This window comes from Streptomyces sp. NPDC102514, from assembly GCF_055584525.1.
Genome location: NZ_JBVJLW010000012.1, coordinates 247,577 through 264,461, shown reverse-complemented (window position 1 = coordinate 264,461; position 16,885 = coordinate 247,577). Strand labels below are relative to the sequence as shown.

At 69.5% G+C, this 16,885-nt stretch carries 7 protein-coding genes; 6 read left to right on the top strand and 1 reads right to left on the bottom strand.

Translation table 11 applies throughout. The annotated features are described in order from the left end of the window. Positions 1 to 32 precede the first annotated feature (32 nt). The 4 genes from ACZ60E_RS28680 to serA all read left to right on the top strand — a co-directional run bounded on the left by ACZ60E_RS28680 (position 33) and on the right by serA (position 5,535). Positions 33 to 1,889, top strand: a complete 1,857-nt coding sequence (locus ACZ60E_RS28680) for an acetolactate synthase large subunit (protein ID WP_384807588.1) — start codon at positions 33 to 35, stop codon at positions 1,887 to 1,889. 26 nt (positions 1,890 to 1,915) lie between these two features. Next, positions 1,916 to 2,443, top strand: coding sequence for an acetolactate synthase small subunit (gene ilvN, locus ACZ60E_RS28675; RefSeq protein WP_189776235.1), 528 nt, complete (start codon positions 1,916 to 1,918; stop codon positions 2,441 to 2,443). 166 nt (positions 2,444 to 2,609) lie between these two features. After that, entirely contained in the window at positions 2,610 to 3,608 is a 999-nt protein-coding gene (gene ilvC, locus ACZ60E_RS28670) for a ketol-acid reductoisomerase (RefSeq protein WP_107021903.1), read from the top strand. 337 nt (positions 3,609 to 3,945) lie between these two features. After that, entirely contained in the window at positions 3,946 to 5,535 is a 1,590-nt protein-coding gene (gene serA / locus ACZ60E_RS28665) for a phosphoglycerate dehydrogenase (RefSeq protein ID WP_384807586.1), read from the top strand. A gap of 185 nt (positions 5,536 to 5,720) precedes the next feature. On the opposite strand, the gene ACZ60E_RS28660 is transcribed toward serA, so the two are convergent. After that, positions 5,721 to 7,196 carry an MFS transporter gene (locus ACZ60E_RS28660; RefSeq protein WP_469444274.1) on the bottom strand — a complete coding sequence of 492 codons (1,476 nt, stop codon included), beginning with the start codon at positions 7,194 to 7,196 and terminating at the stop codon, positions 5,721 to 5,723. A 196-nt stretch (positions 7,197 to 7,392) separates the two neighbouring features. On the opposite strand from ACZ60E_RS28660, the gene ACZ60E_RS28655 reads away from it, so the two are divergent. Together ACZ60E_RS28655 and ACZ60E_RS28650 are read left to right on the top strand one after the other, a co-directional pair. Next, on the top strand, positions 7,393 to 8,013 hold the full coding sequence (locus ACZ60E_RS28655; RefSeq protein ID WP_469444158.1) for a TetR/AcrR family transcriptional regulator: 621 nt from the start codon (positions 7,393 to 7,395) through the stop codon (positions 8,011 to 8,013). 294 nt (positions 8,014 to 8,307) lie between these two features. After that, complete coding sequence (locus ACZ60E_RS28650; RefSeq protein ID WP_469444156.1) at positions 8,308 to 16,884, top strand: SpvB/TcaC N-terminal domain-containing protein; 8,577 nt, start codon at positions 8,308 to 8,310, stop codon at positions 16,882 to 16,884. Position 16,885: the final 1 nt, after the last annotated feature.

Below are 16,885 nucleotides of genomic sequence, written 5' to 3'. Positions count from 1 at the left end.
AACTCGCAAAAACCCTCAGCATCGAGAAGAGAATGCCGATGACCGAGCAGGCCACCGGGGCCCACCACCCGCAGCCGCGGCCCCGTTCCGGAGGACAACAGTCCGCCCCCGAGCAGGTGACGGGAGCGCAGTCCCTCGTCCGCTCTCTTGAGGAGGTCGGGGCCGACACGGTATTCGGCATTCCCGGCGGCACCATCCTTCCGGCGTACGACCCGCTGATGGACTCCAAGCGGGTGCGGCACGTGCTGGTCCGCCACGAGCAGGGCGCAGGCCACGCGGCCACCGGATACGCGCAGGCCACCGGCAAGGTCGGGGTGTGCATGGCGACGTCGGGGCCGGGCGCCACCAACCTGGTCACCCCGATCGCGGACGCCCACATGGACTCCGTGCCACTGGTCGCGATCACCGGGCAGGTCGTCTCCAAGGCGATCGGCACGGACGCCTTCCAGGAGGCGGACATCGTCGGCATCACCATGCCGATCACCAAGCACAGCTTCCTGGTCACCAGGGCGGAGGACATCCCCCAGGCGATCGCGCAGGCGTTCCACATCGCCTCCAGCGGCCGTCCCGGGCCGGTCCTGGTCGACATCCCCAAGGACATCCTCCAGGCCAGGACCACCTTCTCCTGGCCGCCGGTCATGGACCTGCCCGGCTACCGCCCGGTGACCAAGCCGCACGCCAAGCAGATCCGCGAGGCGGCCCGGCTGATCACCCAGGCGAAGAGGCCCGTCCTCTACGTCGGCGGCGGCGTCATCAAGTCCGGCGCCACCGCCGAACTGAAGGTCCTCGCAGAACTCACCGGAGCGCCCGTCACCACCACACTGATGGCGCTCGGCGCATTCCCCGACAGTCACCCGCTGCACGTGGGAATGCCGGGCATGCACGGTTCGGTCACCGCCGTCACCGCGCTGCAGAAGGCCGACCTGATCGTCGCCCTCGGAGCCCGCTTCGACGACCGCGTCACCGGCAAGCTGGACAGCTTCGCCCCGCACGCGAAGATCGTCCACGCCGATATCGACCCGGCCGAGATCGGCAAGAACCGCGCCGCCGACGTGCCGATCGTCGGAGACGCCCGCGAGGTCATCGCGGATCTGATCCAGGCCGTGCAGAAGGAGCACAGCGACGGTCACCCCGGCGACTACACCGCCTGGTGGAAGGACCTCGGCCGCTGGCGCGAGACCTACCCGCTGGGGTACGAGCAGCCCGACAACGGCTCGCTCTCCCCGCAGCAGGTCATCGAGCGCGTCGGACAACTCGCCCCGCAGGGAACGATCTTCGCCGCGGGTGTGGGCCAGCACCAGATGTGGGCCGCGCACTACATCCAGTACGAGCAGCCCGCGACCTGGCTGAACTCCGGCGGCGCCGGGACCATGGGCTACGCGGTCCCGGCCGCGATGGGTGCCAAGGCCGGTGCACCGGACCGCACGGTCTGGGCGATCGACGGTGACGGCTGCTTCCAGATGACCAATCAGGAACTCACCACCTGTGCCCTGAACAACATCCCGATCAAGGTCGCCATCATCAACAACGGCGCCCTCGGGATGGTCCGCCAGTGGCAGACCCTCTTCTACAACCAGCGGTACTCCAACACCGTGCTGCACTCCGGTCCGGACGCCGACGGCAAGCAGCCGAGCGCCGGCACCCGCGTCCCCGACTTCGTGAAGCTGTCGGAGGCCATGGGCTGCTACGCGATCCGCTGCGAGTCGGCCGACGACCTGGACAAGGTCATCGAAGAGGCGAACTCGATCAACGACCGTCCCGTCGTGATCGACTTCATCGTCCACGAGGACGCCATGGTGTGGCCCATGGTCGCCGCAGGCACCTCGAACGACGAGATCCTGGCCGCCCGGGACGTCCGCCCCGACTTCGGCGACAACGAAGACGACTGAGAGCCGTAGGTAAAGGAAGCAGACCCATGTCCAAGCACACGCTCTCCGTCCTGGTGGAGAACAAGCCCGGTGTCCTCGCCCGGATCACCGCCCTGTTCTCCCGCCGCGGCTTCAACATCGACTCCCTCGCCGTCGGGGTCACCGAGCACCCCGACATCTCGCGCATCACCATCGTGGTGAACGTGATCGAGGCACTCCCGCTCGAACAGGTCACCAAGCAGCTCAACAAGCTCGTCAACGTGCTGAAGATCGTCGAGCTGGAACCCGGCGCGGCCGTTCAGCGCGAACTCGTTCTGGTGAAGGTGCGCGCCGACAACGAGACGCGTTCCCAGATCGTGGAGATCGTCCAGCTCTTCCGCGCCAAGACCGTCGACGTCTCCCCGGAGGCCGTCACCATCGAGGCCACCGGCGGCGCCGACAAGCTGGAGGCCATGCTCAAGATGCTGGAGCCCTTCGGCATCAAGGAGCTGGTCCAGTCCGGCACGATCGCCATCGGCCGCGGCTCCCGCTCGATCACCGACCGGTCGCTGCGGGCCCTGGAGCGGTCCGCGTAGACCCCCGGGCCCCGCCGCGCGCGGAGCCTCGTAAGAGATGCGAGTACGACCGGAAACGGGCGGTCGGCAGCCGTCGGCCGCCCGCATTCCGAGACCCCGGAACTTCCCCCCATCCCTCCGGCATACGGTGGGACGCAACACCTGCACACCAAGGAGAGAACCCAAAGTGGCCGAGCTGTTCTACGACGCTGACGCCGACCTGTCCATCATCCAGGGCCGCAAGGTCGCGGTCATCGGTTACGGCAGTCAGGGCCACGCCCATGCGCTGTCGCTCCGTGACTCGGGCGTCGACGTCCGGGTCGGTCTGCACGAGGGCTCCAAGTCCAAGGCGAAGGCCGAGGAGCAGGGCCTGCGCGTGGTGACCCCCTCGGAGGCCGCCGCCGAGGCCGACGTCATCATGATCCTGGTGCCGGACCCGATCCAGGCCCAGGTCTACGAGGAGTCCATCAAGGACAACCTGAACGACGGCGACGCGCTGTTCTTCGGCCACGGCCTGAACATCCGCTTCGGCTTCATCAAGCCCCCGGCCGGCGTCGACGTCTGCATGGTCGCCCCCAAGGGCCCGGGCCACCTGGTCCGCCGCCAGTACGAGGAGGGCCGCGGCGTTCCGTGTATCGCGGCCGTCGAGCAGGACGCGACCGGCAACGGCTTCCCGCTGGCGCTCTCGTACGCGAAGGGCATCGGCGGCACCCGCGCCGGCGTCATCAAGACGACCTTCACCGAGGAGACCGAGACCGACCTGTTCGGTGAGCAGGCCGTCCTCTGCGGTGGTACGGCCGCGCTGGTCAAGGCCGGCTTCGAGACGCTGACCGAGGCCGGTTACCAGCCGGAGATCGCGTACTTCGAGTGCCTGCACGAGCTGAAGCTCATCGTCGACCTCATGTACGAGGGCGGCCTGGAGAAGATGCGCTGGTCGATCTCCGAGACCGCCGAGTGGGGCGACTACGTCACCGGCCCGCGGATCATCACGGACGCCACCAAGGCCGAGATGAAGAAGGTCCTCGCCGAGATCCAGGACGGCACCTTCGCCCAGGCGTGGATGGACGAGTACCACGGCGGTCTGAAGAAGTACAACGAGTACAAGACGGCTGACGCCGAGTCCCTGCTGGAGACCACCGGCAAGGAACTGCGCAAGCTGATGTCGTGGGTCAACGACGACGAGTGACTCCGTCGGTCCGGCCGTGGTACCGGGGTTGCGCCCCGGTGCCGCGGCCGTTCCTGTCCGCCTGCGGTGCCTGAGGCGCTGTCACGGGGCTCCGCCCCGGACCCCGCTCCTCAAGTGCCGGAGGGGCTGAAAATGCGCGCGCCGGATCGTGCGTGCTGATGTGCACGTGCACGTGCGGGTGATCCTTCTGCGGAGGCGCGTGAACACGGCGCGTCGCCACTAGACTGCAGCACTACATACGCGTCGGGCCCACAGCGTCGTGCGTCTTCCACGCGGCAATCCTTCACCGCCTGCGGCCGTCGGGACGGCCGTCCGCAATGGACTTGTGAGGACACACGTGAGCTCGAAACCTGTCGTACTCATCGCTGAAGAGCTGTCGCCCGCGACGGTGGACGCTCTGGGCCCGGACTTCGAGATCCGGCACTGCAACGGCGGCGACCGTGCCGAGTTGCTGCCCGCGATCGCCGATGTCGATGCGATCCTGATCCGTTCCGCGACGAAGGTCGATGCCGAGGCCGTCGCCGCCGCGAAGAAGCTGAAGGTCGTCGCACGGGCCGGTGTCGGCCTGGACAACGTCGACGTGTCCGCCGCCACCAAGGCCGGCGTGATGGTCGTCAACGCCCCCACCTCGAACATCGTGACCGCGGCCGAGCTGGCCTGCGGTCTGCTGCTCGCGACCGCCCGCCACATTCCGCAGGCCAACACGGCCCTGAAGAACGGCGAGTGGAAGCGCAGCAAGTACACGGGTGTCGAGCTGGCGGAGAAGACCCTGGGTGTCGTGGGTCTGGGCCGGATCGGCGCGCTCGTCGCGCAGCGCATGTCGGCGTTCGGTATGAAGGTCGTCGCCTACGACCCCTATGTGCAGCCCGCGCGGGCCGCGCAGATGGGCGTCAAGGTGCTGTCGCTGGACGAGCTGCTCGAAGTGTCCGACTTCATCACCGTGCACCTGCCGAAGACGCCGGAGACCCTGGGTCTCATCGGTGACGAGGCGCTGCACAAGGTCAAGCCGTCGGTGCGGATCGTCAACGCCGCGCGGGGCGGGATCGTCGACGAGGTCGCGCTGTACTCGGCGCTCAAGGAGGGCCGGGTCGCCGGCGCGGGCCTGGACGTGTATGCGAAGGAGCCCTGCACGGACTCGCCGCTCTTCGAGCTCGACCAGGTGGTCTGCACCCCGCACCTGGGTGCGTCCACGGACGAGGCGCAGGAGAAGGCCGGTATCGCGGTCGCGCGTTCGGTGCGTCTGGCGCTCGCCGGTGAGCTGGTTCCGGACGCGGTGAACGTGCAGGGCGGAGTCATTGCCGAGGACGTCAAGCCGGGTCTGCCGCTCGCGGAGAAGCTCGGCCGTATCTTCACCGCGCTCGCGGGCGAGGTCGCGGTCCGTCTCGATGTCGAGGTGTACGGGGAGATCACCCAGCACGATGTCAAGGTGCTCGAACTCTCCGCGCTCAAGGGTGTCTTCGAGGACGTCGTCGACGAGACCGTGTCCTACGTGAACGCTCCGCTGTTCGCGCAGGAGCGTGGTGTCGAGGTACGGCTGACGACCAGCTCGGAGTCCTCCGACCACCGCAACGTGGTGACCGTGCGCGGCACCCTCAGCGACGGCCAGGAAGTCTCCGTCTCCGGCACGCTCGCCGGCCCCAAGCACCACCAGAAGATCGTCGCCGTCGGCGAGTACGACGTGGACCTGGCCCTCGCCGACCACATGGTCGTCCTCAACTACACCGACCGTCCGGGTGTCGTCGGTGCGCTCGGCCGGATTCTCGGTGAGGCGGGGATCAACATCGCGGGCATGCAGGTCGCTCGTGCGGACGTCGGCGGTGAGGCGCTCGCCGTCCTGACGGTGGACGACACGGTGCCGCAGCCGGTCCTGACGGAGCTGGCGGAAGAAATCGGCGCCACGCAGGCTCGCTCGGTCAACTTGGTCTGAGCCCGGCCGACTTCACAGGGGGCTGCGGCCCCCGGGCCCCCGCCCCCGCATTTCGTCTGCGGCTCCGGTGGGGGCTGGTCGCGCAGTTCCCCGCGCCCCTAGAAGATTGCGCAGTTCCCCGCGCCCCCAGGTACCTGGGGGCGCGGGGAACTGCGCAGCGGGGGTTCGGGGGCGGAGCCCCCGTGTCAGGGACGGGAATGGGTAGGGGCGGCGGGGGCGCAATCTCGGGTGCGGACCCGTACCTCGCGCAGCGTCACCGACGCCAGCACCGCCGCGCCCACAAGAAGCAGCACCCCCGCAACCGCAGCCGCCTGCATCCCACTCGTGAACGCCTCCCGAGCCGCGACCACCAGCGATTCCCCCGCCCGCGAGGGCAACCGCTGAGCCTCGGCAAGCGCCGCCCCCAGCGTCTCGTGCGCCCCGGCCGGCGCGGAGGCCGGCATCTCGTGCCGGTACACCGCCGTCCCGATCGACCCCAGCAGCGCCATCCCCAGCGCACCCCCGAACTCCGCCCCGGTCTCCAGCACCGAGGACGCGGTCCCCGCCTGCTCGGCCGGCACGGTGCCCAGCGCCAGGTCCATCATCTGGGACATCACGACGACGATCCCGGAGGCGATGACGCCCGCCGCGGCGAGCACCAGCCACATCGAGTCCGTACCGGCGACGGTGAGCATCCCGTAGCCGCAGGCGGCGAAGACGAAGCCCCCGGAGACGACGTACGCCCGGTTCACCCCCCGCTGGACGAGCTGCGCGGCGACCGGAGCCGCGACCCCGACCAGCACGGTGGGCAGCAGGGCCCACAGCGCGGCCTCCATGGAGCTCTTGCCGAGCACCGACTGGAGGTACTGCGTGGTGAAGTACGCCGAGCCCAGCATGGCGAACGACGACAGCAGGTTCAGTACGACCGCGGGCGTGAAGCCCCGCCCGCGGAAGAGCGCGGGCGGCAGCATCGGTGACGCGGCGGTCCGCTGGCGGTGGACGAACAGCGCGGCGAAGAGCAGGCCGACGGTCACCGAGACGACGTAACGGACGTTCCAGCCCTCCGACGGGATCTCCTTGATGCCGTAGATCACCGGCAGTACGGCGGCCATGGACAGCGGCACGCTCAGCAGGTCGAAGCGGCCCGGCGACGGGTTCCTGGACTCCGGGAGCAGGAACGGGCCGAGGGCCAGCAGGAGTGCCATCGCGGGCAGGTTCACCAGGAACACCGAGCCCCACCAGAAGTGCTCGACGAGGACGCCGCTCATCACCGAGCCGAGCGCGACACCGCCCGTCATCACCGCGGACCACAGGCCGATCGCCTTGGAGCGCTGGCCCGGGTCCGTGAAGAGCGTGCGGATCATCGCCAGGGTGGACGGCATCAGGGTCGCCCCGCCGATGCCGAGCACCGCGCGGGCCGCGATCAGCGCCTCCGGGCTGTTCGCGTACGCGGCGGCCAGCGAGGCGGCGCCGAAGGCGGCGGCGCCGATCAGGAGGAGCTTGCGGCGGCCGATGCGGTCACCTACCGAGCCCATCGTCATCAGCAGCCCGGCGAGCACGAAGGCGTACACGTCGAAGATCCACAGCTGCTGGGTGCCGCTCGGCTCCAGGTCCGCGCTGATCTGGGGTATCGCGAAGTAGAGGACCGAGACGTCCATGGACACCAGGAGCAGCGGCAGCATCAGGACGCCGAGAGCGGTCCATTCGCGGCGGCCGGCCCGGGGTCCGGGCAGGGGCGCGGCATCGGCGATCGGGCTCGAAGGGTTCGGCGGGTTCGTCACGTCCTGGACTGTACGGCCGTCTTAAACGAGTGTCTAGTACGCTTGTGTAATACGTGCGTCTGGGACGGTTGTCTGTCGCGTGGGTAGGGTGACCGGCATGGGACACCGTGAGGATCTGCTCGAAGGCGCCAAGCGCTGCCTGCTGGAGAAGGGCTTCGCGCGGACGACCGCGCGCGACATCGTCAAGGAGTCGGGGACGAACCTGGCGTCGATCGGCTACCACTACGGGTCGAAGGACACGCTGCTCGCGGAGGCGTACATCTCGATCGTCGAGGGGGTCTCCGACGGCTTCGACGGCGCGGAGGAGCCGCAGGGGGTGGCCGGTTCGGAACCGGGTTCGCTGGAGCGGTTCCACGAGGTCTGGAAGAGCGTCATCGCGACCATGCGCACACCCGGCTCGCCCTGGCATCTCAGCATGGAGATCGTGGCCATGGGCGACAAGCTGCCGGGGGTGCGCGCCCATCTCGCGAAGGCCCAGCGCGAAGGGGCGCGCGGCATCATCCCGATGCTGATGGGCGGCCTGGAGGAGGAGGTGTCCGAGGGTGACGTCGACACCCTGGGCAAGTTCTACATGACCCTGATGATGGGGCTCATCGCCCAGTGGACCTTCGATCCCGGGACCGCGACCGACGCCGACGAACTCACCGCGGGCCTGCGGAAGGTCGTCGAGGCGACGCAGGGGAAGGTGCCGGGGGCGAAGGGGGAGTCGCCGGCCTGAGGATCCGGCCGTCCGACTCCCGCCTCCCGCGCCGAACGCCCCCGCCGGATGCGAGCCCTTCCTGTGGACCCGCCCGGCAGCCCACCCCGCCCCATGGCCAAAACCCGCCGACACGGCGGCGGGTTTTCCACTGGTGACGTGTACACGTCGACCCGACTATGTGGTGCACGTGCGTTCGGTGTGTGTTTTCTGTGCGTGAACAGCCCCCTGTGGTACCCGCTGTGACACCCACCGGATCTTTCCGGAACAGCGCAACCTGCCGAATTAGCCGCTGCTGAAGGGTCGGGCCGCATCATGGCCGGTCGGGTGTGGGGACGTAGACGTTTTCTTCCGCTGTTACTGGGGTTCGCCCTGCTCGTGTCGCTGCTGTCCGGCAGCGTATGGCGGGCCGGCGAACCGGTACCAGCGGCCGATGTGCAGCCCTTGGGCGGCTGCGTACCGGGGTCGGAGGCGACGGCGAAGGGGCCGATCGCCGCGGAATCCGCCCCGGTGACCAAGGAGTGGGTCGTCCCCGGCACCGGGGTGACCAAGCGCGTCGAACGCGACGGCGCCGAAGTGGCGCTCGCGCCGGAGGCGGTGGACCGGCCGACGGAGATCGGCGTCCAGCCGCTGACCGAGAGCAGCATGCCGGGCCTCGGCTCCGGCATGGACAACATGACCAAAGGACCGAGCGGTTACCGGTTCACGCCGACCCCGCACACCTTCGAGGCCGACATCACGGTGACCCTGCCGTACGACCCCGACGCGGTGAAGACGGCCGGGCTCACACCGAACGACATACGGACGTTCTACTACGACGAGGCCGCCGACTGCTGGCAGCCGCTGGAGCGGCTCGCGGTCGACGAGGAGAAGCAGGTCGTCGTCTCGCGGACGTCCCACTTCACCGACATGGTGAACGCCACCGTCACCGCGCCCGAGGGCCCCGAGCAGGTCAGCCACGACCCGAACCGGATCAAGGGCATCCAGGCCGCCGACCCCGGCGCCGGTGTCCAGCAGATCGCCGCCCCGGCCGCCAACAGCCAGGGTGACGCCCGGCTCTCGTACCCGCTGGAGCTGCCGGCCGGCCGCGGGGGAGCGGCGCCCGCCCTCTCCATCGGTTACTCCTCCGCCTCCGCCGACAGCTGGCTGGGCAACGGCTGGGAACTCTCGACCCCGTCGGTCTCCATCGACACCCGCTGGGGCGTGCCGCGCTACGACACGGCCAAGGAGACCGAAACGTACGTACTGGGCGGCGAACAGCTCACCCCGGTCGCGCACCGCACGCAGCCGCAGCCGCGCAGCGAGGGCGACAAGATCTTCCACACCCGGGTCGAGGGCGGCTTCGCGCGCATCGTCCGCACCGGTGACTCACCGAAGACGTACGGCTGGGAGGTGACCGACAAGTCCGGGGTCCGCCATGTCTACGGCGGCGAGGGCGCCGTACTCAAGGACGACGAGGGCAGCATCTTCTCCTGGGCGCTGCGCGAGGTGCGCGACCCGCACGGCAACACCGTGCGCTACAGCTACACGCCCGTCGAGGACGCGGGCGTGGCGGGCGGGACCGTCGCGGGACGCGAGCTGTACGTCAAGAAGATCGCGTACAGCGGGCACGGCGACACCGACGGGCCCTACACGGTGACCTTCGTCCGGGACCGCGAACTGGGCGAGCCGCGCCGCGCCGACGTGTCCATCGACGCGCGCGGCGGCTTCAAGCGCGTCACCGCCGACCTGCTGCGCCGTATCGAGGTGCGGTTCCGGGACGAGCTGGTGCGCGGCTACGAACTCGCCTATCGCGAGGGCGCGTTCCACAAGACGCTGCTGAAGTCGGTCGCGCAGCTCGACGCCGACGGCAAGGTCTTCACCGAGCACGAGTTCTCCTACTACGACGACATCCGCGACGCCGACGGCGCGTACGACGCGTTCGCGAAGGTCGACTGGTCCTCGCCGGACGACAACGTGCGCAACGGCCGCGTGAACGGCGTGCGTTCGGGCGCCGGTGAGGCCGGGGCGCTCAACGGCAACACCTCCACCGGCGCCGGCGGCCACCTGTACGTCGGCTTCGGTTCGAACCGTTCCAAGAGCGGCTCCGCCGGTGTGAAGGCGGGCTTCAACCGCTCCACCGACGAGGGGCTGCTCGCCCTCCTCGACGTGGACGGCGACAACCTGCCGGACAAGGTGTTCGAGCGCGGCGACGGTCATGTCTTCCGCAAGAACCTCTCCCGGCCGGGCGGCGAGCCGAAGTTCGCCGCCACCACGACGGCCCTGCACAACCTGCCGGGAATCTTCAGCGAGTCCACCAGCAGCCGCACCGCGGGCATCGAGAGCTATCTGGCGGGCGCCCAGCAACTGGACCACATCAGTACCGTCTCCACCACCCGGCGCTACTTCGCCGACGTCAACGCCGACGGCGTGGTGGACCTCGTCAACGGCTCCGCCGTGGTGTTCGGCCGGGTCGGCGCCGACGGCGGGGTGACCTACGGATCGGCCGCCGACACCCCCGCGCCGATCGGCACCGGCACGGTCGACGCGGCGGGCACCCTGCCCGACCTGACCGCCGAGCGCGAACGCCGGATCGCCTCCTTCCCGCTGGTGGACTCGGTGCGCCGGTGGACCGCGCCGTACGACGGCACGGTGGCCGTCACCGGCACCGTGACCCTGAAGGAAGTGACCGGGGAACTCCCCGAGTTCGCCGACCCCGACGGCGTCCGCGTGGCCGTCCAGCACGAGAACCAGGAGCTGTGGTCGGCCCGCGTCCAGCAGGACGACCACACCCCGCGCACCCCCGAGGGCGTCGACGCGATCGAGGTGGAGCAGGGCGACCAGTTGTACTTCCGGGTCGGCTCGGTCTTCGACGGCGCCGCCGACCAGGTCGCCTGGGATCCGGCGGTCACGTACACCGGGTTCGAGGCGACCGACGCCAACGGGCTGCCCCTGCACGCGTACCGGGCGTCCGAGGACTTCACCCTCACCGGGCGCGCCGGAAGCGTCGAGGCACCGGCGGCGGGCACCCTGCGCCTGACCGGTGATCTGAAGAAGACGGCGGCCACCACCGACGACCTCACCGTCCTGATCACCCGGGACGGCGACCCTGTCGTGGAGCGGACCGTCGGCGCGGCCGAGACCGGCACCTTCGACGTCGGCAACTCCGTCACCGTCACCAAGGGGCAGCGGCTCACCTGGCGGATCAGGACCGACTCCCCGATCGACCTCACCGCGCTGCAATGGGCGCCGCGGGCCGAGTACACCGAGGCCGAAGGCGTGGAGGGCGAGGCGGAGTTCAGCCCGCCGTACGACATCGACACCTACACGACCCGTGGGGAGCCGCAGCGCCCGTACACCGCTCCCGGTGGCACGCTCACCGCGACCCCGCGGATCGAGGGCGGTTCCGGCGCCGCCGTGTTCACGGTGAAGAAGCGCGGCGCGCTGCTCGCGAAGGAGACCGTGCAACCGGGCGGTGAGCCACCGTCGTTGCAGGTCGACGCACAGGCGGGCGACGAGCTGTACTTCGACGTCACCGGCTCCGGCGTCACCTCGGCGCAGGTGACCGTGGGCGAGGACACCGTCGCCGCCACCGTGCACACCCGCGTCACCGAGGGCGTCTTCGCCCGTCCGTACCGCGGCTGGGCCGCCGTCGGCTACAACGGCAACGGCGACCGCGCCGAACAGCCCATCAGGCAGGCCGACCTGACCGGTGAGTCCATCCCCGACCGGCTGCCCGACGATGTGGACCCGGCGGCCGAGCGCGAGGAGTTCGAGAGGGACCCGCGGATCGCCCCGCCGGACGTGGTGCCGTTCACGCCCGACCGGGAGAACGGCCGCTGGACCTCCGGTGACGTCTGGGTGGCCGCGGACGAGGCGGCCGGCTCACGCTACGGCGGACAGACCATCGGCCTGCCCACCGCCGAGTCCCTCGCCTCCGTGCAGGCCGTGCCCCGTATCTCGGAGTCCGAGCAGATCTCGCTGACCGGCTCGGTCGGCGGCGGTGTGGGAACCGTCGGCGGCAGCGTCGCCTTCGGCACCTCTCAGGGCGTCCTCGACTACCTCGACATGAACGGCGACAGCTACCCCGACGTCGTCGGCTCCGCCGGTGTGCAGTACACCGAACCGACCGGCGTCCTCGGAGCCACCAAGGGCGACGTCCCCGGTGGAGCGGTACGCGAGTCGGACAACGTCACCGGCAACGCCAACGCGGGCAGCGCCGCCCGTACCCTCGCCACCGGCCGGGGCCACGCCGCCCCGCCCGCCACGGGCACCGCCAACACCGCGACCTCCGGCAACGACATGCCCCCGCTGGGGGTCGGCGGCAACCTCGGCAGCGGAAAGTCCGACGGCCGCTTCGACCTGCTGGACATCAACGGCGACCAGCTTCCCGACCGCGTCTACGAGAACGGCCGCGCCGCCCTCAACCTCGGCTACCGCTTCGCCGCTCCCGAACCCTGGCCCGGCGGGAAGATCAACGAGGGCAGCAGCTCCAGCTCGGGTCTCAACATCGGGTTCGAGACCGACTTCTACGGCTTCGGCGGCGGTGCCTCCTTCGACCAGACCACGTCGTCCACCAAGAACTCCCTGGTCGACGTCAACGGCGACGGCCGCGCCGACCGCGTCCTCGCGGGCGACCCCATCCGGGTCGCCCTCAACACCGGCTCCGGCTTCGCCGATCCGGTGCCCTTCAAGGGCAGCCTGGACGGGATCAACAAGGACTCCAACGCCAAGCTCGGCGGCGGCGCCTACTTCACGATCCCCTTCTGCACGCTGTTCGTGACCGGCTGCGTCATCACCAACCCGGGCGCGAGCGTCTCCACCGGTGCCTCGCGCGCCGAGCAGATGCTGCGCGACATCGACGGCGACGGGCTCGCCGACCACCTCGCCTCCACCAAGGACAGCGAGCTGACCGTCGCCGCCAACCGCACGGGCCGCACCAACCTCCTCAAGTCCGTTTCCCGGCCGCTGGGTTCGCGCATCGACCTCGACTACACGCGCGACGGCAACACCTACGACCAGCCCGCCACCCGCTGGCTGCTGAGCGGTGCGAAGGTCCACGACAACCTGCCCGGCGACGGCCCCGACACCCGGTCGACGGCCTTCACCTACCGGGACGGCGCGTACGACCGCCTGGAGCGCGAGTTCCGCGGCTACGGCACCGTCGCCACCACCGAGGACGGGCAGCGCACCTCCACCACCGAGTACGACACCCGCGGCCACTACACGCGCGGCCTGGTCGAGCGCCAGACGGTGGCGGACAGTTCGGGCGCCCTGTTCACCGAGACGGTCAACACGTACGCCCTGCGGGACATCACCACCGGCGAGCCCGCCGACGGGCGCTCGACCCGCGCCACCCTCTTCCCGCACCTGACGAAGACGGAGTCGCGCTGGTACGAGGGCGGGGCCGAACCCGGCAAGAGCACGTCCGAGGAGTTGTCGTACGACGACCTCGGCAATGCCGTCCGCACCATCGACTACGGCGAACCCGGGGCCGCCGACGACGTGGAGACGAGGACCCGCTACACCGAGTGCGCCGACACCCACATCGTCGGGGTCGCCCGCGCGGTCGAGGTGTACGGCGGCGGCAAGAAGACGCGCTCGCGTACGTCGGAGGTGGACTGCGCGACCGGTGACGTCACCCGCCACACCGCCGAGCAGACCCATGGCGAGAGGGCGGTCACCGACCTGGAGTACAACGACACGGGCACGCTGAAGTCGGTCAAGTCGCCGGAGAACCACCGGGGTCAGCGCTACCGGCTGACCTACGAGTACGACGGCCCGACGGGCACGTACGTGACGCAGACGAAGGACAGCTTCGGCTACCGCTCGACGGCCGAGTACGACCTGCGGTTCGGTCTGCAGAGCGAGTCCGTCGACATCAACGGCCAGAAGATCCGCACCTCCTACGACCGGGCCGGCCGGGTGGCCTCGGTGACCGGACCGCACGACCACAAGGCGGACCGCCCGACCATCGCCTTCGCGTACCGCCCCGAGGCCGCCGTCCCGTACGCGGTCACCCGCCATCTGGACCGTGCCGCGGACGGGAAGGTGAAGGACGACACGATCGACACCGTCACCTTCGTCGACGGTCTCGGCCGGGTCGTCCAGACGAAGAAGGACGCCGAGGTCGCGGGCAAGGACGTGATGACGGTCTCCGGCCGCGGTGTCTTCGACGCGCTGGGCCGGGTCGCGCAGCAGTACTACCCGGTCACCGAACCGAAGGGCGCCGCGAACACGGCCTACAACCCGGCCGTCGACACGGTCAGACCGGCCCGGATCACCTACGACGTGCTCGACCGCGCGCTGCGCACGGAACTGCCGGACGGGACGGTGACGTCCCTGGCCTACGGCTTCGGCAAGGACCGGGCGGGCCGGCCGCAGTTCGAGACGGTGGCGACCGACGCGAAGGACAACCAGACCCGCACCTACGTGGATGTGCGCCGGCAGCAGACCGCGATACGCGAACCGGGTGCGAAGAAGGGCGACGCGCCGATCTGGACCTCGTACGCCTTCGACGCGCTCGGACAGCTGACGAAGGTCGTGGACGACGAGAACAACACGACCACGAGCGAGTACGACGACTTCGGCCGCCGTACGGTCGTCGACTCCGCGGACGCGGGCCGCACCACGACGGGTTACGACCCGGCGGGCAACGTGACCCGCTCGGTCACCGCGAACCTGGCGAAGAAGCACAAGGCGATCGCGTACGAGTACGACTTCAACCGCCTCGTGAAGGTCGACTACCCGGTCTTCAAGGACAACGACGCCCGCTACACGTACGGCGATCCGGGCGCCGAGGACAACACCGCCGGCCGGGTGGCGAGGATCGAGGACGCCGCGGGAACGGTGAAGCGGCAGTACGGCCCTCTCGGTGAGGTCGTCGAGGAGACCCGCACGCTGCCGGGTCCCCTCCACACGACCAGCGTCTTCACCACGGGCTACCGCTACGACAGCTTTGGCAGGGTCCTGTCGCTGACGTACCCCGACGGCGAGGAACTGGAGTACACCTACGACAGCGGCGGCCAGGTCACCGCGGCGACGGGCACCAAGAAGCACTACAGCTACGACTATCTCAAGTCCCTGGACTACGACAAGTTCGGCCAGCGGACCCGCGTGGAGCTGGGCAACGGCACGGCGACGTCGTACGCGTACGACGCCGAGGACCGCCGCCTCGCGACGCTGAACTCGACGCTGCCGAAGGGCGAGTCGTTCCAGAAGCTCAGCTACACCTACGACGCGGTCGGCAACGTCACCCGACAGGAGAACGCGGCCGAACCCACCGCCGGTGCCGCGGACGCGGCGGAGACGGCGGAGACGGGCGGGCCCACCGTCCAGACCTACACCTACGACAACCTCTACCGCCTGACGAAGGCGATCGGCTCGTACGACTTCGCCAAGAAGAAGACCGACACGTACGCGGTGTCGACCACGTACGACACGATCAACAACATCACGAGCAAGGACCAGCGCCACGCGATCGTGTCGGACGGCGGTCACGAGAACGTACAGAAGCACACCACCTACGCCAACACGTACGCGTACAAGGACCCGAGCCCGCACGCCCCCTCCCGGGTCGGCGAGGAGTCCCTGTCGTACGACGCCAACGGCAACCTGATCGACAGCGAGTCCGACACCCTCGGCCACCCGCGCCGCCAGCAGGTCTGGGACGAGAACAACCGGCTGGCCTGCGTCCACGACCTGTGGAAGTTCGAGACGGTGGACCAGGAACCGTCCTCCTGCGACCGGCTCGGCAAGTCGCCGACGGTCCGCTTCACGTACGACGCCGACGGCACGCGGGTCGTGAAGGAAGGCGCGCAGACGGCCCTCTACCCGAACCAGAACTACTCGACGCGGGGCCTCCAGGAGTTCAAGCACGTCTTCGTGGGCACGACCCGCATCGCCACGAAGACCTCCAAGCCCCTCGGGCTGTACGAGAAGGACCAGTTCTACTACCACGCCGACCACCTGGGCTCGACGTCGTTCGGCACGGACGAGAAGGGCCGGGTCGCCGAGCACCTCGACTACTTCCCGTCGGGGGAGGTCTGGGTCGACGAGAACAAGTCGTTGGAGGAGACCCCGTATCAGTTCACCGGGAAGGAGCTGGACGAGGAGACCGGCTACACGTACCACGGGGCGCGGTACTACGACGCGCGCGCGGGCCTGTGGCAGTCCCCGGACCCGGCGCTCGGCGGCTATCTGGACGGCTCGCCGAACGGCGGGGTGCGGCGCCCGGCCAACCTCAACCTGTACGGGTACGCCTACGACAACCCCGTCGGGTACTCCGATCCCTCAGGTCTCACTCCCGACGAACCCGCGGAGGAGTTCAACCTCGGGCGGTTCCTCAGGGACCAGTACACCCGCCATCACGACCAGGCGATCACCATGGCCGGGCGCCAGCTCCAGGAGACCCATCCGCAGGACAGGGTGACCATGGAACGCCAGAGCCTGGAAGGACACAATCCGGAGAACGCGATCAACGGCGGCTGGGCGGACCTCATCCTCTGGACGGACACGTTCGTCTACATCTGGGACGCCAAGCACAAGGGCGGCGGGGCCGAGAAGGCGGGCGTGGAGGACGTGAAGTGGTACGTGGACAACCTCCAGGCCGAGCTGTTGGCCAAGGGTGACTCCCGGATCGTCAAGGCCGGATTCGACCTGGAGCGGGAGGAGGAGCCGTCCTGGTACGAGGAGAACATGTTGCTGGAGATGGAGTCGTCGCAGACGTATCCCGGCAAGGGAGTGATCACCTACACCCTGACCGAGAACGAGGAAGAGGAGGAAACCGTGCCTGTTCCCGTCCCCACCCCCGTCCCGCTGCCCACACCCGCGGAACAGCGGAACAGGCTGACGTTCTTCGGCGGCGCACTCATCGTCCTGGGCTCCATCTGGGCCATGGCGCTCGCCCCCTGAC